This is a genomic window from Maridesulfovibrio sp. (assembly GCF_965230075.1).
GTDB lineage: Bacteria > Desulfobacterota > Desulfovibrionia > Desulfovibrionales > Desulfovibrionaceae > Maridesulfovibrio.
In genome coordinates this window covers 3,717,179-3,738,869 of sequence record NZ_OZ245945.1, presented here as the reverse complement: position 1 = coordinate 3,738,869, position 21,691 = coordinate 3,717,179, and the positions used below count along the sequence as shown (strand labels likewise).

Sequence of the window (21,691 nt, the reverse complement as noted above, 5' to 3'; positions counted from 1 at the left end):
TTATTCTCCCTCGGGGAACCAGATCTCGTATGATGTCCCTTCTCCCGGAGAGCTCTGGCATTTAATCGTCCCGTTCAATGCTCTGGTCACAAGGTTGTACACCAGATGCATGCCCAGTCCTGTATTTCCCGCACTTCTGGCCGTGGTGTAAAACGGTTCAAATACTTTCAGTACCTGCTCATTCCCCATTCCTATACCGTTGTCGGAGAAGATAAGCTTTACTCCTCTTTCGCTACGCTCGGCAGTGATGGATATTTTGCCCTTATCCGTGTCCGGGAAGGCATGGGTCAGTGAGTTGGTCACAATATTGGTTATGACCTGCATTAAAGAGCCCGGTGAAATATTGATTTCCATCCCCTTGGGGCAGTCCACGGTAAGCTCGTGTTTATATTCCTTGAATTTAGGTTTCAGTGAAAGCAGTATCCCCTGAATGTATTCGTGCAGGTTGACCTGCCTGACATCGTCTGAGGCCTGGTCCACCGCCAGTTGCTTGAAGTTACTGATCAGTGTTGCTGAGCGTTCAAGATTTTTCATTATGTTGTCGAGGGCCTCGCTGCCTGTCTTCAGGAATTTTTCAAGGTCCGACTTTTTCATAGTTCCGTCTTCAAAGTTGTGCTGCAGAGTTTCAGTCAGTTCTTTAATAAAAGAAGCACTGGTCACACTGATACCCAGCGGGGTGTTGATTTCATGGGCTACTCCAGCAACAAGTTCCCCGAGGGAAGCCATCTTTTCCGTTTCCACCAGCTTGTCCTGCGTCTGGCGCAGCTCATCCATTGATTTCAGCAGGGCGGAGTTGGCGTTTTCCAGTTCTGTGGTTCGCATGGCAACCCTTTCCACCAGCTCCTTGTTCAAGGATTTCATTTCCTGCTCAACTTCCTTGATACGGGAGATATCCGTGGAAATGGTCAGGATGGCCGGGGTGTTGTTCTCGGCTGAAATATAGGGAACCCGTGTAGTCTCAATCCAATGGGTAATCCGGTCTTCGTCCCTGAAGCTTTCTTCGGTGAGCAGCTTTTCATTTCTTTCAATGACCATGCGGTCATCTTCAAGAATGCGGGTTACTTCCACTGGGTCTTTTATGATTTCGGGCAGCATTTTTCCGGTGATAGAATCAGCTGGAGTACCCATTTTTTCTGCTTTGATGCTGTTGACCAGCAGGAATTTTCCCTCTAGGTCGTTGGCGAAAATTTCCTGTGGCAGGAGGTCGATAATCTGGCGCAGCCGTGCTTCACTTTCCTGCGCTTTTTGGGTTGCCCTTCTGCTCTCAGTTACATCAAGTCCCTGCAGCAGGATAAAATCAGCATCATCCGTGGCTGTTCCCATGCGTACCGGAGAGAAAGTCCAGATGAAATATTTCTCATCTCCGTCCTCTGAGTGGACCGGAAGTTCCAAGACCGGGGTAAAATCACCTTTAACTGCCTGATGCAGGGCTTCATCAATGGATTCGTGAAAATCCTTGGAGAAGAAAGAAGTCAGTGATTTGTCATGGATCTCGTTTTCTGCAAAACCTGCAAGGTTGGCTGCTGCCGGGTTCATAGCCAGTACGGAACCGTTTATGTCGCAGTTGATGATGGGAGCCTTTGCTGAGGAGAATAGTTTGGAAATATAGGCGCTGTTTTCATCAAGCTTTGCAACCATGTTTTCCAGCATTGAACCCAACTGGTTGAATTCCCTTACCTGACCGGGCATAAAGTTTGTTTCCCGCTCTCCCGATGCCACATTCTGGGCATAATCGGTCAGCATCCTCAGGGCCCTCAGGATTCTCTTCTGCAATCCCCAGGCAGTAAATATGGCCAAAATGGCTGCCAGCGAAAGAAGAATGCCCAGATTCTGCATGTAATTCTTTTTCAGGGATTGGAAGGCGGGGTTTTTCCTTACAAAACTGAACAGCAGGGGGCTGTCTGCCTGTTGCGGAAGCAATTGGATGGTGGAGTAGATCTGTTCCTCATCAATCTTGAATTCACCCGGCTGAATGCCAAGGGTCCAGTCGATGAGTTTTTTCATTTCCGTTTTGGATGGATTGGATGTGCTTATGATCAGCCTGTGCCTGCTGACAAGGGCTGCATTGATTGCTGTGGATACCTTTTTCAGCCGGTCGATAAAAGATACGTTGGCGTTCAGATCAATCCCGCCGTAAAGAATGCCGGCAACTTCACCTGTATGTTCGTTGAAGACCGGTACAGCGCAGACCAGCATGGTTCTGATAGTATTCAATGATCTGAACGAGAGATACCCCCATGCCGGGGACGTGGTCATTGTATTTTTGAATTTATTGCGCAGTTGTATGATGGGCAGCTCTATCACTCCGGCTTCAACCCAGTTCCGGCCTTCCCGGTAAATGGTCAGGACATCCAGCAGGTAGCCTTGGCGGGAGTTCATGAATTCGTACAGTTTCTGGTCAAGGGATTCGCTGTCCCCGGAAATGATTGCGCCCCGGAAACTTGGATCAAGGGTCATCTCAATGAGGTCGTCCTTGATGTCTTCCAGAGTGTTGTTCAGAGAAAGTGCAACAATGCTTTCGGTCTTTTCAATATCAATGGCTATTTCGTTTTCAAGGGTGGTTTTGGATAAATAGAAAGACCATGCGAATATGAATATTCCCATGACAACCACCAGTGCCAGCATAGGGGTTAGCAGTTGTATTGTCAGCCCGAGGGCCTTCCCTGAAAAACGCTTCATTAATGAATCCTTTTAGTTTCCGGAGTAGCGAAAGCTTTCCTGTTGCAGTTGGTGCAGTCTTTTCGCACTTACACCTTTTTCCAATATTTCAAACCTGCCGGAAAATACAAGGGGGATTTGTGATTTTTTCCCAAGCATATCAAGAACCACTGCATCGGCCATGGCAACTCCGTTGTCATCATTGATGCGCATTACCGTGACATCCAGTTCTCCTTTTTCAAGGGCTTTTATCTCCGGTGTTCCTCCGCCCCAGCCGTTTACCATGATCCGGTCGAGCATCTTTTTCTCCTGCAGTCCTTCTACTGCACCGAGGGCAATATCTGTGGAACAGGCGTAAATAAATTTAACATCCGGGTGTTGTTCGGCAATATTTAAAGCTGCCACCCGGGCTTTGTCTTTATTGATTCCGGTGCGGAAAGCTGTGGCCAGTTTGAGGGAGGTCTTGTTGTCCATATATGAAATGAAAGTTTTACCTCTTTCTTCATTTAAATAACCGGGGTTCGGCAGGAGAATCGCATACTTGCCGCGTCCACCTGTCTTGCGGGCAAAATATTCTGCGAGCATCCTTGTGCCCCTTGCATGGTCGAACCCCACATACATAAAGGGTTGCTTATCTTCCCATGCCTTGAGCGGGGTGGTTATGTTCTGGAGTATGATTTTCGGTTTTCCAGTAATGAGGATCGGTTCAATCATTCTTTGATGACGCAAGGCATCAAGGGTGAAAAAGAGGTAGTCCGGGTTGGTTTCCAAAGCCTTATGGAAAGCTGCGGCCTGCTTGCCCATTGAATCTGAGGAATTGATATAAAATCTGAAAATGCGGGGGCTAGCACCGTATTGCTTCATCCTGTTTTCAAAGGATTTGCTGCTCCTGCGCCAGTAGTCTGAGACTTGTCCGCCAGGATATACAATGGCTATTTTGGGGCTTAATTGCTTATTCAGCTGTTTAACGTCATTTCTGTTTACGAGTCTGTTGAAGTTGTCTTCCAGAACTTTTTCGTTGGGATGACGTTCTATATATTGGTCGAGAGTATAGTATTTCCCGGCTTTAGCAGGGATGGCGGGAAGCAGAATTGAAACGAGGGCCATGACGGCCAGAAATCGTCTTAGATTCATTACTGTCTCCATATTTCAGTATTTTCACGGGAAATATGGAGACAGTATATCAGAATAACAGCTAAATGTAACTGCGCAGGCTCAGCCCGCGAAGGACATATTTAGAGCGGGGAGGAGGTGACGGCCAGCGGAGTACGCTGCCTGAGCAGGCTGACTCCGGCATAGACCAGCGGTGTGTCCAGAAAGGCAATGCAGACTTTGGCGACCCATTGTCCGATGATAATATCGGTTACGGGCATGACCCCGTAGAAAGCAACAGTGACAAAGATGGTTGAGTCAATGAGCTGGGAAATGATGGTCGAGAGGTTGTTGCGCAGCCAGAGGTGTTTTCCGTTGGTCAGCTTGCGCAGGAAGTGGAAGAGCCAGACATCGTTGGTCTGGCTGACCAGATAAGCAAGCAGGGAGGCCAGCACGATACGCGGGGTGTTGCCGAGTACGCTGGCAAAGCCTTCCTGTCCGTGCCAGAAGGGGGCGGCTGTCCAGTGCAGGGCGGCCCATGAAAGGGCGATGGCGGTCAGCAGGGCGAAGAATCCGCAGTGGATAACTTCGTTTGCCCGTTCCTTTCCCCAGATTTCGCTGATAATATCAGAGACAATAAAGGTGACGGAGTAAGCCAGTACTCCTGCGGGGGCGTAAAAGCCGAAGATGTTGATGATCTTGGTTGATACAACCGCGGCCATGACCAGCGAGCCGATGAAAAGGCTCGTCAGAAGAGTGAACGCTTTGCGTTCAAATGTTGAAGAGAGCATTGGGTTCCCTTGTGTTGGAAGTTCTTGTTTTGAAACGGATTCCGCCCGACACGAGCAAAAGGGAGAAAGTCCCGCGCCTCGACAGTTCCGTTTCGGGGCAAATATTCAAGGTGAGGGTTGCCAGCATTTGAGTGAAAAGTCAAAATGGAAATAAGGCTTCGTGGAGGTTTTCTTTTGGCGTCCAAGCTGCTAACAGCCGTGACTCGATTAAGGCACTTTTCAGATTAGACTGTTTATCTATGGAGAAGATCACTGTGAAAACAACAAAAAGTCAGGATAAGACCGAAGCTCTTGTTTCTCTCGGTCAGGCCGGGGCAACAGAGTACAACTACAACACTCCCGGTCCCGAAATTCTTGAGACCTTCCCGAATAATTTTCCGGGCAGGCCTTATATCATCAGCATTGAATTCCCGGAGTATACCTCTCTTTGCCCGGTTACCGGGCAGCCGGACTTCGCGACGATCATTGTGGAATACATCCCCGATGAACTCTGCGTTGAGTCCAAGAGTTTCAAGCTGTACATGGGAGCTTACCGCAACCATCAGTCCTTTATGGAAACCATCACCAATAATATGCTTGACCATTTCGTGGGTCGGCTTTCTCCACTGTGGATGCGGGTAAAAGGCATATTCTCTCCCCGCGGTGGAACAGCCTTGCACGTCTTTGCTGAGCACTATAAAAAAGATAGCGCGCAGTATGAAGATGTCCGCGAGACAGTTCGTGAATGGAAAATGGAATCAGCTAGACATTCCGCTTAATTTTATTTACGCGCTATATTCAGTAGTTATCTGTTTCCAGTCTGTTGTTCATAGATAATTTTGATTGCTGGAACTTGACAGACTTGGATTAATTTTTATATTTTGCCAAACAGGAAAGTTTGGAGAAGTTATCATGACAGCAAATATCGAGACAAAATCAAAAGTGTTCAAGGCACTGGGGCATCCCAGCAGGCTTGCTATTGTGGAGGCCTTGTGTGATGGCGAACTTTGCGTCTGCGATATTGTTCCCATCGTGGGACGGGATATATCCACCGTGTCCAAGCACCTTTCCCTGCTCAAGGACGCAGGGGTGCTCAAGGACAGCAAGCGGGGGACCAACGTGTACTACCGTCTGGATATGGACTGTGTGCCGGGATTCCTGAATTGTCTTGAAAATTTTTTCGCGAAGAAATTTGAGGAGCAGGCCAAGGCCTACGCTTCAAGTTCCATTAAAAAATTGTAAGCAGGAACAGCTGCAGTTTAATTGTAGCTGTTCTTTTTTGAGTAAATAGTTTCGTATTTGGCAAAATATAAAGACGGGAGAAAACAATGGAAGAACTAAATATCAAACCATGTGCGTGTTCATCTGAGCCCAAGGGCTTGGAGCCTCTGGGTATGAAATCTGAACCTGAAGCTGCTGTTGAAGAGCATCAAGAATCAACTCTTCCTATAAGTGGAAATGCGCTCTGGGCGGCAATGGCCTGTGGGCTGCTTCTCTGGTACGCAATTTACTCGCAGTTGCTTCCATTCTCCAAGTACGCGGCTTTTGAGCTTTTCGGTCTAGTTCCGGGCAGCCATCTTGGTGAAGCGGTACAATTCTTCATTTATGACACCCCCAAGGTGTTGATGCTTCTGGTACTGGTTGTTTTCGGTATCGGCATTGTCCGTTCCTACGTAACTGTGGAGTGGACAAGAAAAGTGCTGGCCGGGAAACGAGAATCTTACGGTAATGTCCTCGCCGCCCTGCTCGGTGTTGTCACCCCGTTCTGTTCCTGTTCAGCAGTACCGCTGTTCATCGGTTTTGTGGCCGGGGAAGTCCCGTTGGGCGTGACATTCTCTTTCCTGATTTCCGCACCCATGGTTAACGAAGTAGCTCTGGTCCTGCTCTATGGGCTAATGGGCTGGAAGGTCGCTGCATTATATTTCATTACCGGTATTTCCATTGCTATTGTGGCCGGCTGGGTTATCGGCCGACTGGGCATGGAAAAGCATGTGGAAGGCTGGGTCAAGCTGGCTAATGCCCAGAACAATGGTCCGCAGAACGGAATGAGCGTTGAGGACCGTGTTGTTTTCGGTATTGATTCCGTAAAGGATATTGTAGGTAAGGTTTGGCTGTATGTTGTTATCGGTATTGGCGCCGGTGCAGCCATCCACGGCTATGTTCCCGAAGACATGATGGCTTCCATTATGGGTAAGGGCGTTTGGTGGGCTGTTCCTGTTTCTGTCCTGCTGGGTATTCCTATGTATACCAATGCCGCCGGGGTTATTCCCATTGTTGATGCCTTGCTGGGCAAGGGGGCTGCTCTTGGAACAGTTCTGGCCTTCATGATGAGTGTTATCGCCCTTTCATTCCCGGAAATGGTCATTCTGCGTAAGGTCCTCAAGCCTAAGCTTATTGCTGTCTTTGTCGGGGTTGTGGCTTGTGGAATTCTTATTGTCGGCTATCTTTTTAACATGATTATTTAGTTTAGCCTGAATTGGTTCTTGTCAGCCGCATTGTCCATAGGACAGTGCGGCTGTTTTTCTTTTGGGCTTTTTCCTCAGGCATGAGTTGTGTTATCCTATACACGGAACAATCTTTTCGGGAGGTACTGTATGATTGATGAAGAATATGAAACCGGGTTTATGGTTATAAGTTGTTCCGGTGGATCGGGGTCAGGTCAGGCTGCCAACAGTCTTGCTGTGGAACTTAACAGAAGCGGATTTGCCAAGATGGTCTGCCTTGCGGGGATCGGTGCCGGAATTGACGAGTGCGTTGAAGAGGCTGGCAAGGTCAGGGATCTCATCGTTATTGACGGCTGTGAAAAGGGGTGTTCACAGATTATGTTGAACAAGATGGGTATTAAGCCTGTGCACACCTTTTGTTTGACCAAGATGGGGGTGGAGTGTCCCGTTTCTGAAGTTGACCCTGCAATGTTGGAAGAGCTGCGCAAGAAGATAAAGTTATTGTTCGGGCAGCAGCGGGCGGATTCAAAGTATGCTGTGTGTGGGTGCGATACATGTGTCAGAGAATAAAAGCATTGTTTCACAAATTAATAATGGTTTGTTGATAGTTGTTGGTTCATTGTAAGGTTAAGTTCAGGCTTAACCTTTTTTGTTTCTATATTGGGGTCGGTTTTTTAGTGAGTAAAGTAATTATTATAGAACCAAGCAAGGCTACAGCATCGTTTATCGCATCGACGTTACAACGTGCCGGGTTTGTTTGCGACCATGCCAGCACTTACGAGAGTGCAGAAAGATTGATTGCTGCAAATGATTATTTTGCCGGATTGAGCAGTATGGTGCTTGATGAGGTGGAGTATGGCAGCGGTATTAACCTGCTTCTTGAGCATAGGATACCTGCTATCGCAGTTACTGCCTCACTTGATGAACATGTACTTAATACCCTTTCCCAAAAGAATATTGTTGATTACGTGCTCAAGAAGCCCGATCAAGCTGAGTACATTGCCCGCATTGTCAGCCGTGTTTACAAGAATCAAGGTATCAAGGTCTTGGTGGTAGATGATTCCGCTTCAGTGAGAGATTGGATTTCCAGAATTCTCAAGCGTCAGGGATTGACCGTGCTGCAGGCTGATGACGGTCATTCTGCTACAAAGGTTTTTTATAAAAACAGTGACATCAAACTGGTCCTGACTGATTACAATATGCCTGGTATGGATGGGCTGAGATTAACGGCCCATTTGCGAACCATCAGGCCTATGGATGAATTGAGCATAGTTGTCCTCTCTTCAGACACCAAGTCCCGGACAGCCCCGCTTTTCCTTAAACAAGGGGCCAATGATTTTATCCAGAAGACCGCTTCTGTTGAGGAGATTCTCTGCCGGGTTAACTCCAACCTGGAATTCCTTGAACTGATCCAAGCTTCCCGCGAACAGGCCAATAAAGATTTTCTTACCGGGCTTTGGAACAGGAGATATTTTTTCGAGCATGGCACAGCTTTGTATGAGCAGGCTATCGTTGGTGGGAGTGAGCTTTGTGTGGTCATGCTTGATATCGATCATTTTAAAATGGTTAACGATACCTACGGTCATGATGCCGGAGATGAGGTCTTAAAGGAATTCTCCGCTCTGCTGGTGGATTATGTAGGGGATGCCGGCTTGGTTTTCAGGTTTGGGGGAGAGGAATTTTCAATTCTCCTTGAGGAGGTACAAGCGGATGAGCTTGTTGAGTTCCTTGAAGATTTCCGGGTGCTGGCAGAGGGCTTTTCTGTGGAGTACAAGGGGCAGGGCATTAAATTTACTGTCTCCATCGGGGCTACGGCAAATATGGATGAATCCCTTACTGCAATGGTAAGCCGTGCTGATGGCAAGCTTTATGAAGCCAAAAGAACAGGAAGGAATAAGGTTCTTTGTGATTGGTAATGGAACATTTACTTTGTATTAAATGATCCGGCGTGTTTTTTTCGTGTCGGATTTTTTTGTTCATGGTTTTTTAAAATGGCTTTGAATACCTGTTGTTGTGCGCTATACTTTGTATAATAAGTGTTAACGCCTTAATGGTTCAAGCAAAGGGGGAGACCATGTTGTCGATGAAGGAATTCTTTAAGAGTGATGAAATCGTCAATCTTGCTGAAGAGATAGTATATGATGAATTGCAAGCTCTTATTGGGCGGGCGGAAATTGAATTTTGTCAGTGTGATAAGTGCTTGTTTGATATTGCCTGTGTGGTTTTGAATAAGATTCCGAGCCTGTACTCTTCCAGTATTGCTGACCGCACTTATCCCAGCGCTGAATTCAAAGCAGAATATGATAATTTGAAGTTGCTGGCTGCAGAAGAAATCCCGCGGGCAATTGAGCAGATAAAGGACAGGCTGCATCATTAGCTTCTATGGTGCGATACATAATAATTTACTTTTTTTTGAAATAGTAATCGGTTAATGTCTCCTTGCTTTTTATTATAAATGTGATTGGGAGTGGATTACTGTTTCAAGCGTGGTCCCTTTCTTTGAAATATTACTTAGGGGGAATTTGTGAAACCATTTTTTCGTGCGGCTGCTGAATTGAAGGCATCCGTTGTTTTTCTTTTTGTCCTGCTGACCATGTTGGTTGTACTGGGCGGATGTTTGGGTGATGATAAAAAAGAACAAGCTGCAGCTCAAGCTATGCCTGTTAAAGTTATCAAGGTTACAGAACACCGGTTTCCTGTAATGGGCGAATATGTTGCCCAGATTGAAGCTTTGAAGACCGTAGATATCAAAGCCCGGGTGCAGGGGCACATTAAGGAAAGGCTGTTCACTGAAGGGCAGCGCGTTAAGGAAGGTCAGCCCCTTTTCGTTATTGACCCCCGTCCTTACACAGAAGCCTTGAAAAAAGCAGAAGCGGAACTTGCCAGCACCAGAGCGACTCTTGCCAAGGCTAGTAAGGATTACAAGCGGTTCAAGGCTCTTTTTGATCAAGGTGCAGTCAGCCGTGAAGAATTCGATTCCAAGATTACCGACAAGCAGGTGCTTGAGGCTAACGTAAGTAATGCCAAGGCACAGGTGGAGCAGGCGAATCTGGATTTGGGTTTTACCCGGATTAATTCTCCCATGGATGGCATTATCGGTAGAACTCAGGTGGAGCCGGGAACTCTGGTTGCTGCTGAATCAACCGTGCTGGTCACTGTTTCTGCTGTGGACCCTGTTTATGTGAATTTCAGTATCCCTGAGAAAGAATACCTTGTTGCTATCCGGGAGATGGAAGCACGCAGAAAACAAGGTAAGCCTGATAGACCAAGTGATCTTCAAATCATTCTGGCCGACGGCGGTTACTATAACCATAACGGTACCTTTAATATGGCAGACCGTGCTGTTGACCCTTCCACCGGAACCCTCGGTATCCGGGCTGAATTTCCCAACCCGGAAAGAATCTTGCGTGATGGACAGTACGCCAAGGTTGTGGTTTGCCTTAAGGAGTACCCCAATGCGCTGGTTGTGCCTACAAGGTCACTGCTCGACGTTCAGGGACGTAAATCCTTGTTGACCGTTGCCAACGGTACTGTTGTTGAGAAGCCGATAATCGTTGATTATAGCGATGACCGCAACACAGTTATCAAATCCGGAATTGAGTCCGGGACCCTGATTATTGCTGACGGCGTGAACAAGATTCGCCCCGGAACTCCGGTCAGCCCTGAGATTTCAGACGAAAGTTCCAAAATGAAGAAACAATAATCCCATTTAATATAGTAAATCTCCCCGCATAAGCGGGGAGATAATTTTTTTTCGCAGGAAGAACCATGGTCAATTTCTTTATCGACAGACCCATTTTCTCGTCCGTTATCTCCATTATTATTACAATGGTGGGCTTGCTGAGTATTTTTACCCTGCCCATTGCCCAGTATCCTGAAATCGCACCGCCCACAGTGCAGATTGCGGCCCAGTATACCGGAGCCAGCGCGGATGTTGTGGAGCAGACTGTTGCGGCCCCCATTGAGGAACAGGTCAACGGTGCGCAGGATATGCTTTACATGAACTCCATCAGTTCCAATGACGGACGTATGGTGCTCAACGTGACCTTTGATCTGGGCCGTGACCTTGAATTGGCTACCGTTGATGTCCAGAACAGGGTCAGCCTTGCCACTCCCCAGCTTCCTGCTGAGGTTACTAAATCAGGGGTAAGTGTTAAGAAACAATCTTCAAGTATGATCTGTGTAATCAGCTTGATATCCCCTGAAGGCACCTACGATTCTCTTTTCCTTAACAACTATGCCAAGATCAACCTGTTTGATGCCATCTCCCGTATTCCTGGAGTTGGTAGTGTTACCCTTTTCGGTGATCAGGATTACGGCATGCGTATCTGGCTGGATCCTGATAAAATGGCCCGGCTGGCGATTACCGCTGATGACATCATTGCTGCCGTGCAGGAGCAGAACTTACAGGCTCCGGCAGGACAGGTTGGGCAGCCCCCGGCTTCCTCCGGACAGCAGTTTCAGCTTAACGTGAGGGTCAAAGGCCGTTTGAGCGAGCCTGAAGAATTCGGCAGTATTATTGTCAAAGCCAACCCTGACGGCAGCACTGTCCATATCCGTGATGTGGCCCGTGTTGAAATGGGGTCTAAATCCTATTCTGCATTCGGTAGACAGGATGAGCTTGAGTCTGCAATGCTGCTTGTTTATCAGCTGCCCGGTGCGAATGCTCTTGATATTGTGGAAAACGTTCGCTCCACCATGAAGGAACTTTCCGGCTATTTCCCGGCCGGGATGAAATATGACATCCCTTACGACACAACTTTGTTCGTAACCGCATCTATTGATGAAGTCATGCAGACTCTCTATGAGGCCATGGCCCTTGTCTTTATCGTTGTTTTTATCTTCCTCCAGAACCTGCGGGCCACTATTGTACCTATGATTGCGGTCCCGGTTTCTTTGGTCGGTACCTTTGCGTTCTTTCAGGTACTGGGATTCTCCATCAACACCCTGACTCTGTTCGGTATGGTTTTGGCCATCGGTATTGTTGTTGACGATGCCATTGTTGTGGTCGAGGCCGTACAGGCCAAGATTGATGAAGATGGGATGGATGCCAAGACCGCCACCAAAGAGGCTATGAAAGAGGTCTCCGGCCCAATTGTCGCAACTACGGCGGTCCTGATTGCCGTATTCGTCCCCGTTGCATTTATGGGCGGGATTACCGGTCAGCTTTATAAGCAGTTTGCACTGACTCTTGCGGTTTCGGTGGCAATTTCGTCTGTTAACGCACTGACTTTCTCTCCGGCAATGTCTGCATTGCTGCTGCGACCGCAGCAGGAGATGCGCGGTCCGTTAGGCTGGTTCTTCAAGTACTTCAATAAGTATTTCAGCAAAGTCACAGCCGGATATACTTCCGGGGTCAGGATCATTATCCGCAAATCTGTGATTGCATTGGGAATTTTCGGGGTCTTGATGTTCGGGGCTTACACTCTTTTCCAGACTGTGCCCACCGGCTTTGTGCCTAACGAGGATCAGGGTTACTTCATGATCAATGTGCAGCTGCCTGAAGGTGCTTCTTTGGAACGTTCGGATGCAGTGGCTAAACAGGTAGAAGAAATCCTCAAGAATGAACCCGGTGTGAAAACTTATTTTGCATTGGGCGGGTTCAACCTGATCACCGGTGCATATTCATCCTACACCTCAACATTGTTTGCCTCTCTTGATCCTTGGGATGAGCGAACTGATCCGCAACTGCATGTCAATGCCATACTCGGCAAGGTGCAGCAGAAAGTTATGGCTATTCAGGAAGCTGTGATCATTTGCTTTAACCCGCCGCCAATTAACGGCATCGGTTCCACAGGCGGTTTGCAGTTTGAATTGCAGGACCGTTCCGGTGGAACTGTTGAAGAGCTTGCGCAGGCAGCTCAGGATTACATGGCTGAGCTCAGAAAGCGTCCGGAGCTGACCGGGATATTCTCCACTTTCAGCGCCAATGTACCGCAGCTGTTTGTAGATGTGGACCGTGATAAAGTCCGCAAATTGGGTATTCCGCTCAACGAAATCTTTACCGCCATGCAGACTTTTCTCGGTGGTTATTACATCAACGATTTCAATAAGTACGGCAGGACTTTTCGGGTTATGGCTCAGGCTGACTCCCAGTTCAGGACCAGTCCGGAAGATGTTTCCAAGTTTCATGTGCGTGGAGATACCGGGAAGATGATTCCCCTTTCAACACTGCTTAACCAGAAGAAGATCTTTGGGCCGGAATATATCAGGCGCTATAACCTGTTTAGGGCTATTGAGATTACTGCCGCCAACGCTCCGGGCTACAGTACCGGGCAGGCTATGGCTATTATGGAAAAGATTGCTCATGATACCCTTCCCAGAGGCTATGGCTTTGACTGGACCAACATTGCTTATCAGGAGAAAAAATCAGGTGGCGAGATTATCGTAATCTTTGCCTTGGCGGTTCTGATGGTCTTCCTCGTGCTTGCTGCACAGTATGAAAGCTGGATTATTCCGCTGGCAATTGTTTTTGCGGTACCATTGGGTGTGTTCGGGGCTATCTCCGGGCAGTTCCTGCGAGGGCTGGATAACAACGTCTATGCCCAGATCGGTTTAATCATGCTGGTCGGACTTGCGGCCAAGAACGCAATTCTGATTGTTGAGTTTGCCAAAGCCAAGTATGAGGAAGGAGTTCCGCTTATTGATGCTGCCATTCAGGCTGCGCAACTCCGCTTCCGTCCCATTCTTATGACATCCTTTGCCTTTATCCTCGGCGTTGTGCCGCTGGTAATTGCGCAGGGGGCCGGCTCTGCCAGCCGTCACGCACTCGGTACTTCTGTCTTTGCGGGTATGATCGCAGCGACTGTTCTCGGGGTATTGTTCGTGCCGCTCTTCTATGTTGTCCTGATCAAGATTCGGAACAGGACGGGCGTTGTTGACAAGACTGCCCCTTCTGATGAGTAACCGATAATTCAAGTTCAAAATAAAAGCCCCCGCCGGAGAGTTCCGATGGGGGCTTTTTCTATTTTTACTATCTGTTTCGCAGGTACAAAAAGTAATGCGTCCATAATGCGCAGGTAATGCCTATGAAACAGCCAAAGATCACATCTGCGGGATAATGCTTACCAACCACAACCCGGCTGATTCCAACCAGTGCGGCCAGAATAAACGGGATATATTTTTTGCGTGGCAGTATTAGGGCTATTGCTGTGGCTAACGAAAAAATGCGCAGGGTGTGCCCGGAAGGAAATGAGTTCTGCAGGTATTTTCCGGAAAACCAAGTAAAGCCGTAGGAGCCGTCTTCAAAGAATAAAGGCGGGCGACAGCGTCCAAAGAACCATTTCAGTTCGTCGCCGATAAGCATGGCTGTCATGGTTGAAAATGCCAGCAGTAGCAGGGCCCGGGATCTGGTTCGTAGTCCACCCAGCATGGCATCTATGCTTCCGCCAAGCAGAGCCAGAAATGAGATGGTTTGGATGACATGCTTGGAGGCAAGGTCGCTAAGCAGCTTGCCTAGTGTGATCGCAAATGTCCCCTTGAGGGTATGGGCCGCTTTGGCTATGGGCAGATCATAAGATTGGTAAAAGAGGACAATGAGCAGCAGTGCAGCAAGCGCGCCTGCTGTTGTGTAGAGGGACAACCGTTTGGGATTGTCAGTCATGAATGCTCCTTCCTGGTTAGTTCTGCAGACGTCGGGGACAGGGATCAACTTCCAGCGGGTCAGCTGAAGGGGAAAGGGGAATCTCCACATAAAAATTGGTGCCGTCATCTTGTGATGAATCAAACCAGACTCTTCCCCGGAGGTAATTTTCAGTGAACATTTTTACACTGTAGGTACCAAGTCCCCGGCCTTTCCCTTTGGTTGAGAAGGATTTTTTGAATATCTGGTGGGCAATGGTCATGGGGATAGTTCCCTGATTGGAAACAGTGAATAGAGCGTGGCCGTTTTTACTTTCAGCTTTAATAGTCACAGTGCTGTTTGCCGGAGAGGCTTCAATGGCGTTTTTAACCAGATTTTCAACTATGCGGTAAAGAATTCTCTTGTCAGTAGTTAAGGCGAATTCTTCTATCTTAGATTCAAGGGAGATATTTTTGTCTTTTGCTATTTGGCTGCCGGAATAAAAGGCGCTGACAGATTCGAGCACCTGTTTTACGATTACCGGTTCATTATTAATTTCAAGCTGTCTGGTCTCGGCGGAGATGAACATCCTGTGGGCATCAATTTCGTTTGCCATGAATTTGGCCCGGTCAACGATCATTCCGGCAAGCTCGCGGTGTTCGCTTTTTACTGCGTCCTCTTTGATCAGTGTTCCGGCATTAGTGATGCCGTTTACAGCATTAAGCAGATCATGGAGGAAGACCCGCTCCATCATTTCCTTATGCTTGCTGTCTGAAATATCAGTCAGATGGATTATGAAATATTGCTCTTCCTTGATTTTTATGGGTGATGCGTTGACTTTGAATGTGTACGCCTTGACCTGACCATCCACATTGGACAGCAGCATGCATTCCTCCTCAGCCCTGTTGCCGGTCATGGCAGTCTGGATAGCTCTCAATGCTCCGCATTGGACGCAAGGAACAGCTTCACCGCACCAATTCTTTCGCGAATTGCAGCAGCGGAGCAGTTCTCCGGGGCGGCGCCCCAGAATCATATTTTCCCGTATTTCTCCGACAGCAGCGGAAAGTGTTTCGTTATACAGGATGATTCTTCTGTCGCTGTTGAGAATAAAGGCCGGGTTAGGTACGGAATTGATTAATTCCGCAGCAACGTCTTTTTTTATCCTCTCGTGCTGATCCAGAATGTCCGGGCTGCAAGGATTGAACTCCTCGGCCGGACAACTCTGGGAGTATACATCTTCGCTCATGCAATATCCCATTTGGATTAATGGCCTTTATAGAAAAGCAGGGAGTTGCCATCACCTTCCATATAAAGCATGCCGTTTCGTTCCTGCATGGTGCTGACATTGTCCAAAGCCTGCATGAATTTGAATTCCTGCAGATTCATATTTTTGGGGCAGCTTTTGCGGGTCATAGCCAGTGGGCCGGTACTGAATTGTCCGTTTACATAAGTGTAGTCGCCGCGAAAGCTGTTGCAGCCGCCGGAACCGTAGATTTTACCGTTGCTGTCAAGGCGCATCCAGATATGGGCGAATCCTCCGATGGGCTTGCCGTCGATGTCTTCTGCAATCCACTTGGTGTTAGTGGGATCTTCATAAACAGGATAGTAGGTCTGTTTTGGTGCGCAGCCGGAAATGAGTATAAATGCGCAAACAGTTAAAAGAGGCAGAATAATTTTTTTCAAATAGAACATTTTCATAAAAAGATTCCTCCGTAGATTGGATTGTACTTTGAAAGATCTCTTTTTGACAGAAAAATATCAAATAAATTGCTGGAGAACGTTTCTAGAGGCCGCAGAGCATATAGCCTAGGATCAGGCTGCATTTTTCAGTGCAGGAGGGGTAGAATTGCTTGTGTTGTTTTGTGCGGGAACGGTTTTCCTTGCCGTAATAAAATTCTGCAATTCCCAGCGGGGTATAACCGTTGCGGGCTGCAAAGTTCAGCAGTTTCGGGGCGCAGCAATCTCCAGTCCCGGTGGGGATTCCTTTCGATCCGTGTATTATCTCCGGCATGGGCCGGGTTTCGTCCCTGAAATTATGGACTCTGTATATGGCGTGAATTTCGCGCATCAAATTTTGTGAAAGTTTTTTGCGCCGGGAAGAAAGAACCTTGTATTCAGCATTCCCGGTATTCAGTTCAGCCATCTCCCTGCCGATTCTCTTAATTTCCTTTTCTGTTGATTCAGTCAGGTTTTGGAATTCGTGCGGGTTGATGATCGGGCTTACCCAGCCGGGAATTTCCCAATGTCCGTTGTACTGTCCGGAAAATGCCTTGGCTGATCGTTCACAACCATCATTATCCAGATAGGTCATGATCCCGAACATCTGTCCACGGGCTTTCCCGAAAAGATAGTCGGTTGAAAAATCAGGATGGCGCTGCTCCGGGGGCAGATCAAAGTCTGTACATTTCTCATTGTTCAGCTTCTGCATCAGTTCAAGGCAGAACTGTACAGTGTTGCCCGGACTCAAAGTGTGGGTGGTTTCGCACCGGGAGCAGTACCCGGAGCAGTACCCGGAGCAGGATATGTTGTCTGTAAATATTTCCGTGCCGTGCATGTGAACGCCCGCTGTTGATTATAAAAACGGGGATGCGCCTAGGCACACCCCCGTTTAATTGCATTAATCCAGAACCTGCGGCCCTGTTATTGGCTGACGGAAAACCTGTTTTATTGGGAAATAGGTCCGTTAAAGATTACAGAGACAATGCCGTATTCGATTTTGCCTTTGGGTGCGTTAACCACAACTTCGTCGCCTTCAATCTTACCGAGCAGAGCCTTGCCCACCGGGGATTCAATGGAGATGATTCCTTTTTTGAAATCACTCTCATCCGGTCCCATGATGGTATAGGTTTTTTCGTCGCCGGTATCGATATCTTCAAGAGTAACGGTCGCGCCGAAGGTGATTTTTTCACCACCGAGGGTGGTCATGTCTACAACATTGAACTGGGGGATGCGGGATTCAATGTAATTGATCTTCGCTTCAAGCATTCCCTGTCTTTCGCGAGCTGCGTGATAGCCACCATTTTCTTTCAGGTCGCCTTCTTCACGTGCTTCCGCAATAGCTTTGATTACTTCAGGGCGCTCTTTTTTAAGAGATGCCAGTTCTGCTTTGATTTTTGCAAATCCTTCTTTTGAAATGGGTATATTGCTCATTCCATAAACCTCTAATTATTCCGTCGTTGTCAATAAAAATGCAGCCACTGCCGAAAAGGTCTTTCCGGAAGTGAAGCTGCTATGGGTACAGGTTACAGGGCAACCAGTCAGTTGCTGAAAGTTCTGGGTAGAACATCCTTTGAACTAGGTCAAGTCGCATTTGGTAAAAGATAAATAGTTTTGCTGTTTTTTTAATATTACTGAAGTGTTGGCGGGTGCGAAATAACATTTAGGAGCTATGGAGAAGGTGGGTTGCAGTTAATTTTAATTTATAATTGTAACGGTAATAAACTGGTTTTATTGAAGTAATATTTTAAGGGAAAGAGCCTTTTTAAAATATATTTTTAAGGATAAGGTCTTTGTCCTAGCGGGAATTTTTGTTTTTATGATTGCGAGGGTGCTCTGGTGGCTGATGAAGTAAAAATTATTGATAAAAAAGACGTTAAACCGGGAATGTATGTCCAGAGCTATGGAGCCGGGACTTTTCACGATCCTTTGGTTGAGGTCGGCAAATATATTGAATCATACGAAGATATAGCCAAATATCTTCCTGATGACACAGAAAAAGTCGAGATAATAACCGGTAAGGTCCTGCCGAATATGGGCTTCACCTGCGATAAAGGGGCGATGACTGCTGAGGATGCAGCACGTAATATGGCTGACGCCCTGCCTGAAGCACGCCGGGTTCACGAGGAAGCCCTCGATTATGCCCGTAAATTTATTGAGGACGTGCGCAAGGGTAAGACTGTGGCTGTTGAGGAGGCCGCTCCCATTGTCGGTGAGGTTATTGACAGCCTGACCACCAATGAGCCTGCCGCTCTGACTCTCGCTTTTCTTAAAAGGTATGACGAGTACACATATACTCATAGCATCAATGTGAATCTTTATTCCTTGCTGCTGGGCAAGGCTCTCGGCTTACAGCGTGAAGAGCTTGAGATGCTTGGTATTGCGGCTTTATTTCATGATGTGGGTAAGGGCCGTATCCCGAACAAGGTACTTAATAAACCCGGTAAGCTTACTGATTCTGAATATGAAGTAATGAAAAGTCATTCGCAGAAGGGCTTGGAAGTCCTGAAAGGAGTTGAAGGGCTTGACCGGGCTGTCCTGCGTGGTGTTGTTGAACACCACGAACGGTTCGACGGAAACGGTTACCCCAGTGGTGTTAAAGGGGATGAAATTCATCCTTTTGGTCGCATTATTGCCATTAGCGATGTCTATGATGCGCTGACCAGTGTCCGGGTTTATAAGAAAGCCATTACCCCGGCCAAGACCTTGAGCCAGATGTATAAATGGAAGGGAACTGATTTTGATCCCGCCTACTTGAACCGCTTTATCCGGGTAATGGGTATTTATCCTCCGGGAACTATGGTCCAGTTGGATGATCTCCGTTTTGCACTTGTGCTGGAAACCAATGAAACCAAGCCGCGACACCCCAAGGTCAAGGTTTTGTTTAATAGTAAGATGCAGCCTGTGCATTCAGAGTGTCTTGATCTTGCCACTTATAGGAAAGATGGGCAGGAAGTTCAGGTTCTGCGTCAGCCGGACCCGCGTTCTCTGGGTGTTGATATGCAACAGCTTTCGCGTTTCTTAATCTAGATCATTAAGATATCAGTGCGGCCGGATTCAAATTTGTTATGAATCCGGCTTTTTTTGTCCTATATTTTAAGGAGATAGGTAAGTTTTGCCTTAAAAATGAACTTTAGTTCGACTTTTTATCTTGACTTAAGGTGAACCAAGGTTCATTTTATAAAAAACGAGGAGGAAAATAGTTATGGCAAAAGCAGAGCAAAGCAATGATAGCATGCACGTCTGCCCGTGGTGGGTGGCATATACTTTTGACAACAAGTTGCGCCGGATGATTGATCCGGCAGATAAGGCTCTCAAGCAATGGGTGCGTCCCGGGATGAGGGTGCTGGATTTCGGCTGCGGTTTGGGGCATTATTCCATCGGCGCGGCAAAGCTGGTGGGTAGTGAAGGCGAAGTGGTTGCTGTAGATTTGCAGGATAAGATGCTTGAAATCGCCATCAAGAGAGCCGGCAAAGCCGGTGTAGCCGGGATTGTTACTCTGCATCAGTGCACTGCGGATAGTATCGGTTATCCCAGTAAGGTTGATTTTGTGATTGCCGGGAATGTCATTCATGAAACACCGGATCAGCGTAGAACCTTGCAGGAAATTTTTGCTCTGCTGGTACCGGGAGGTGGTTTTCTGCTTACTGAGCCGCGCAATCATGTCAGGGCAGATTTTTTTGAGCAGGAATTGAAAATAGCCCTTGAAATCGGTTTTAAAGTGGACAATCTGCCACCGTCTTTTATGGCTCGGAAGGCTTATCTGCGGAAACCGGAAACTCATTAAGCTTTAAAGGATCAAGATGATACGTAAGCATGGAAACTTCGAACCTGTGCAGGACAGGGCGGATGTGACCAGAAATGATATTTTGGAAGCGGCTCTGGATGTATTTTCTGAAAAGGGATACGCCGGAGCCAATACCAAAAATATTGCCGCCGCTGCCGGGGTTGCTACCGGATCGGTATACCGCTACTTCAAGAACAAGAAGGTGATCTTCATTGAAGTAATGAACATGCTCCAAGGGCAGATGAGTTATGATATTTTTGCCAAGGCCCGGACCATGCTTAGTGAAGGTAAGTCCATTCGTGAGGCCTTTCGCATGCTGGGAGTTTATTCTGTGGAGTCACATCGCAGCAACCGAATGTTTTTTCGCGAAGTGATGGCCCTTGAAGCGACAGATGATGAAATCTCGGCGATTGGCCGGGAGCGGGACCGCAGGATTCGGGGAAAGTTGTTGGAGTTTTTGGAATCCCAGAAGCATCATTTGAAAGTGGACGATCTTGAGGCTGCAGCCGAACTGGTTCATCTTGTGGTGGAAGAGGTATCGCATAAGGCTGTGATATTTGATTCAGATGTGGGGGAAGACCGTCTTGTCTTTCAGATGGTGATGATGCTTGAAAGTTACTTGCTCGTCCCTCAGCCCTGATTGCATCAAATAACAAATTCCATTTCAGCGAAGAGTTTTTCTTCATTGTAGAGGCCTGGAAATCTGGCTGATATTTCGTCCATGGTTGCGAAATACGCATCCCAGTCCAGAATCTGCGCCTCTTTTTTCTTGTTCACGAAAATTTTGAACGTGGTCCCCTTGGGGCACTTAGTCATGTTCAGTTCCAGTACCCCCGCCCCGGTTGTTTCCAGCCAGACCGCTGACCACGCTGTTCGGTCCCCTTCAGTCTTTTTGTATTTCTCAAAGTAAGCTTCAAATATTCTTTGGATCTCTTCGCGATTCATCTGTGCTCTCCTTAATATTGATTGCGTTTTGAGCATAACTTTTTTGTACGAAAATGGGCAAGCCGTATAAGATGATATGTTTGTTTGATTCGTTATGCCGTTGTCGTTTCTAACAACATAGCAACCTACAGATTTGTAGGGTAGAATTGGTGTGTGTTGTAAATTTTATCAAAATTGTAATTTTTTGAGTTGTCGTGAGGTTGAGGTGGTTGCTTTGAGTGACTGCTTGTTTTGCTTAGCTATCCACAAGCCTGATTTATGGCTGCATAATTACGCGATCAATAATCCGTGAAGTGCGTTTTTGGGAGTGGTTTGTCACTTTTTGCCAAAAGTTGAATGGTGTGCCTTTCGGATTTGTCACTTTGGTATAATTATCCTGTTGCGCGAATTTTAATTTGATTTAAATGCAATTAAATTAGTATTTTGTGTTGTTTGTGTTCGATTGGATTGTAGACCGGAAATGTTGCCTTTTGGGGGGTGTTTGACTTGTTCTGTGTCTTGGGAAAGGTCCTTTTTAGATTTAAAAACTTCATTTTCGTATTTTTGTTTGCCAAAATTGTTTTTTTCTGACATTGTCAAATCTCTGAATCGCTCTAGTCTTCAAAAAGACGATTTTTATAACCTGATTTCGATTCAATTTCAGATCCCTGAAAAAAACGTTTGTGTCAATTTTGAGAGCTGGAAACTCAAAACGTCAAAATAGAGCTGGCACATATTA

At 47.1% G+C, this 21,691-nt stretch carries 21 protein-coding genes; 11 read left to right on the top strand and 10 right to left on the bottom strand.

From position 1 onward, the window contains the following. From ACO05Z_RS16960 to ACO05Z_RS16950, 3 genes are all read right to left on the bottom strand, one after another. Positions 1 to 2,679 (bottom strand): ATP-binding protein, encoded by a 2,679-nt coding sequence (locus ACO05Z_RS16960; RefSeq protein WP_421903367.1) that lies wholly within the window; start codon positions 2,677 to 2,679, stop codon positions 1 to 3. A 12-nt stretch (positions 2,680 to 2,691) separates the two neighbouring features. After that, positions 2,692 to 3,792 carry a substrate-binding domain-containing protein gene (locus ACO05Z_RS16955; protein WP_421903366.1) on the bottom strand — a complete coding sequence of 367 codons (1,101 nt, stop codon included), beginning with the start codon at positions 3,790 to 3,792 and terminating at the stop codon, positions 2,692 to 2,694. A gap of 101 nt (positions 3,793 to 3,893) precedes the next feature. Further along, positions 3,894 to 4,541 carry a queuosine precursor transporter gene (locus ACO05Z_RS16950; RefSeq protein WP_421903365.1) on the bottom strand — a complete coding sequence of 216 codons (648 nt, stop codon included), beginning with the start codon at positions 4,539 to 4,541 and terminating at the stop codon, positions 3,894 to 3,896. A 254-nt stretch (positions 4,542 to 4,795) separates the two neighbouring features. On the opposite strand from ACO05Z_RS16950, the gene queF reads away from it, so the two are divergent. The 8 genes from queF (at position 4,796) to ACO05Z_RS16910 (ending at position 13,870) form a co-directional block, all read left to right on the top strand. Next, a complete protein-coding gene (queF, locus tag ACO05Z_RS16945) occupies positions 4,796 to 5,299 on the top strand; it encodes a preQ(1) synthase (protein ID WP_421903364.1) in 504 nt (167 codons plus the stop codon). A gap of 133 nt (positions 5,300 to 5,432) precedes the next feature. After that, positions 5,433 to 5,762, top strand: a complete 330-nt coding sequence (locus tag ACO05Z_RS16940; protein WP_421903363.1) for an ArsR/SmtB family transcription factor — start codon at positions 5,433 to 5,435, stop codon at positions 5,760 to 5,762. Positions 5,763 to 5,848: 86 nt separating this feature from the next. Further along, on the top strand, positions 5,849 to 6,985 hold the full coding sequence (locus ACO05Z_RS16935; protein WP_421903362.1) for a permease: 1,137 nt from the start codon (positions 5,849 to 5,851) through the stop codon (positions 6,983 to 6,985). Between the two features lie 129 nt (positions 6,986 to 7,114). After that, complete coding sequence (locus ACO05Z_RS16930; RefSeq protein ID WP_421903361.1) at positions 7,115 to 7,534, top strand: putative zinc-binding protein; 420 nt, start codon at positions 7,115 to 7,117, stop codon at positions 7,532 to 7,534. A 107-nt stretch (positions 7,535 to 7,641) separates the two neighbouring features. Further along, on the top strand, positions 7,642 to 8,880 hold the full coding sequence (locus tag ACO05Z_RS16925; RefSeq protein ID WP_421903360.1) for a diguanylate cyclase: 1,239 nt from the start codon (positions 7,642 to 7,644) through the stop codon (positions 8,878 to 8,880). A gap of 158 nt (positions 8,881 to 9,038) precedes the next feature. Next, positions 9,039 to 9,341, top strand: coding sequence for a late competence development ComFB family protein (locus tag ACO05Z_RS16920; protein ID WP_421903359.1), 303 nt, complete (start codon positions 9,039 to 9,041; stop codon positions 9,339 to 9,341). A gap of 147 nt (positions 9,342 to 9,488) precedes the next feature. Next, on the top strand, positions 9,489 to 10,667 hold the full coding sequence (locus ACO05Z_RS16915) for an efflux RND transporter periplasmic adaptor subunit (RefSeq protein WP_421903358.1): 1,179 nt from the start codon (positions 9,489 to 9,491) through the stop codon (positions 10,665 to 10,667). 65 nt (positions 10,668 to 10,732) lie between these two features. Beyond that, positions 10,733 to 13,870 carry an efflux RND transporter permease subunit gene (locus tag ACO05Z_RS16910; protein WP_421903357.1) on the top strand — a complete coding sequence of 1,046 codons (3,138 nt, stop codon included), beginning with the start codon at positions 10,733 to 10,735 and terminating at the stop codon, positions 13,868 to 13,870. 67 nt (positions 13,871 to 13,937) lie between these two features. Here ACO05Z_RS16910 and ACO05Z_RS16905 read toward each other — a convergent pair whose 3' ends face one another. From ACO05Z_RS16905 to greA, 5 genes are all read right to left on the bottom strand, one after another. Further along, a complete protein-coding gene (locus ACO05Z_RS16905; RefSeq protein WP_421903356.1) occupies positions 13,938 to 14,567 on the bottom strand; it encodes a phosphatase PAP2 family protein in 630 nt (209 codons plus the stop codon). Between the two features lie 16 nt (positions 14,568 to 14,583). Then, on the bottom strand, positions 14,584 to 15,771 hold the full coding sequence (locus tag ACO05Z_RS16900; protein WP_421903355.1) for a sensor histidine kinase: 1,188 nt from the start codon (positions 15,769 to 15,771) through the stop codon (positions 14,584 to 14,586). Positions 15,772 to 15,788: 17 nt separating this feature from the next. Next, positions 15,789 to 16,223 (bottom strand): META domain-containing protein, encoded by a 435-nt coding sequence (locus ACO05Z_RS16895; protein ID WP_421903354.1) that lies wholly within the window; start codon positions 16,221 to 16,223, stop codon positions 15,789 to 15,791. 85 nt (positions 16,224 to 16,308) lie between these two features. Then, on the bottom strand, positions 16,309 to 17,079 hold the full coding sequence (locus ACO05Z_RS16890) for a hypothetical protein (protein WP_421903353.1): 771 nt from the start codon (positions 17,077 to 17,079) through the stop codon (positions 16,309 to 16,311). 110 nt (positions 17,080 to 17,189) lie between these two features. Beyond that, positions 17,190 to 17,675 carry a transcription elongation factor GreA gene (greA, locus tag ACO05Z_RS16885; RefSeq protein WP_421903351.1) on the bottom strand — a complete coding sequence of 162 codons (486 nt, stop codon included), beginning with the start codon at positions 17,673 to 17,675 and terminating at the stop codon, positions 17,190 to 17,192. A gap of 405 nt (positions 17,676 to 18,080) precedes the next feature. Between greA and ACO05Z_RS16880 the strand changes: the two genes are divergently transcribed. The 3 genes from ACO05Z_RS16880 (at position 18,081) to ACO05Z_RS16870 (ending at position 20,668) form a co-directional block, all read left to right on the top strand. Continuing rightward, positions 18,081 to 19,271, top strand: a complete 1,191-nt coding sequence (locus ACO05Z_RS16880; protein WP_421903350.1) for an HD-GYP domain-containing protein — start codon at positions 18,081 to 18,083, stop codon at positions 19,269 to 19,271. 175 nt (positions 19,272 to 19,446) lie between these two features. Then, entirely contained in the window at positions 19,447 to 20,028 is a 582-nt protein-coding gene (locus tag ACO05Z_RS16875; RefSeq protein ID WP_421903349.1) for a class I SAM-dependent methyltransferase, read from the top strand. Between the two features lie 16 nt (positions 20,029 to 20,044). Next, complete coding sequence (locus tag ACO05Z_RS16870; protein ID WP_421903348.1) at positions 20,045 to 20,668, top strand: TetR/AcrR family transcriptional regulator; 624 nt, start codon at positions 20,045 to 20,047, stop codon at positions 20,666 to 20,668. A gap of 5 nt (positions 20,669 to 20,673) precedes the next feature. Here ACO05Z_RS16870 and ACO05Z_RS16865 read toward each other — a convergent pair whose 3' ends face one another. Together ACO05Z_RS16865 and ACO05Z_RS16860 are read right to left on the bottom strand one after the other, a co-directional pair. Then, entirely contained in the window at positions 20,674 to 20,973 is a 300-nt protein-coding gene (locus ACO05Z_RS16865; RefSeq protein ID WP_421903347.1) for a hypothetical protein, read from the bottom strand. A gap of 390 nt (positions 20,974 to 21,363) precedes the next feature. Further along, positions 21,364 to 21,546: a hypothetical protein gene (locus ACO05Z_RS16860; protein WP_421903346.1), complete on the bottom strand. Its 183-nt coding sequence runs from the start codon at positions 21,544 to 21,546 to the stop codon at positions 21,364 to 21,366. Positions 21,547 to 21,691: the final 145 nt, after the last annotated feature.

Coding starts and splice junctions, on each gene's coding strand:
- ACO05Z_RS16890 (WP_421903353.1), bottom strand. CDS start 17,079: ATGCACGGCACGGAAATATTTACAGACAACATATCCTGCTCCGGGTAC.
- ACO05Z_RS16875 (WP_421903349.1), top strand. CDS start 19,447: ATGGCAAAAGCAGAGCAAAGCAATGATAGCATGCACGTCTGCCCGTGG.
- ACO05Z_RS16905 (WP_421903356.1), bottom strand. CDS start 14,567: ATGACTGACAATCCCAAACGGTTGTCCCTCTACACAACAGCAGGCGCG.
- ACO05Z_RS16870 (WP_421903348.1), top strand. CDS start 20,045: ATGATACGTAAGCATGGAAACTTCGAACCTGTGCAGGACAGGGCGGAT.
- ACO05Z_RS16950 (WP_421903365.1), bottom strand. CDS start 4,541: ATGCTCTCTTCAACATTTGAACGCAAAGCGTTCACTCTTCTGACGAGC.
- ACO05Z_RS16935 (WP_421903362.1), top strand. CDS start 5,849: ATGGAAGAACTAAATATCAAACCATGTGCGTGTTCATCTGAGCCCAAG.
- ACO05Z_RS16860 (WP_421903346.1), bottom strand. CDS start 21,546: ATGTCAGAAAAAAACAATTTTGGCAAACAAAAATACGAAAATGAAGTT.
- ACO05Z_RS16910 (WP_421903357.1), top strand. CDS start 10,733: ATGGTCAATTTCTTTATCGACAGACCCATTTTCTCGTCCGTTATCTCC.
- ACO05Z_RS16960 (WP_421903367.1), bottom strand. CDS start 2,679: ATGAAGCGTTTTTCAGGGAAGGCCCTCGGGCTGACAATACAACTGCTA.
- ACO05Z_RS16955 (WP_421903366.1), bottom strand. CDS start 3,792: ATGAATCTAAGACGATTTCTGGCCGTCATGGCCCTCGTTTCAATTCTG.
- ACO05Z_RS16895 (WP_421903354.1), bottom strand. CDS start 16,223: ATGAAAATGTTCTATTTGAAAAAAATTATTCTGCCTCTTTTAACTGTT.
- ACO05Z_RS16900 (WP_421903355.1), bottom strand. CDS start 15,771: ATGAGCGAAGATGTATACTCCCAGAGTTGTCCGGCCGAGGAGTTCAAT.
- ACO05Z_RS16930 (WP_421903361.1), top strand. CDS start 7,115: ATGATTGATGAAGAATATGAAACCGGGTTTATGGTTATAAGTTGTTCC.
- ACO05Z_RS16940 (WP_421903363.1), top strand. CDS start 5,433: ATGACAGCAAATATCGAGACAAAATCAAAAGTGTTCAAGGCACTGGGG.
- greA (WP_421903351.1), bottom strand. CDS start 17,675: ATGAGCAATATACCCATTTCAAAAGAAGGATTTGCAAAAATCAAAGCA.
- ACO05Z_RS16865 (WP_421903347.1), bottom strand. CDS start 20,973: ATGAATCGCGAAGAGATCCAAAGAATATTTGAAGCTTACTTTGAGAAA.
- ACO05Z_RS16920 (WP_421903359.1), top strand. CDS start 9,039: ATGTTGTCGATGAAGGAATTCTTTAAGAGTGATGAAATCGTCAATCTT.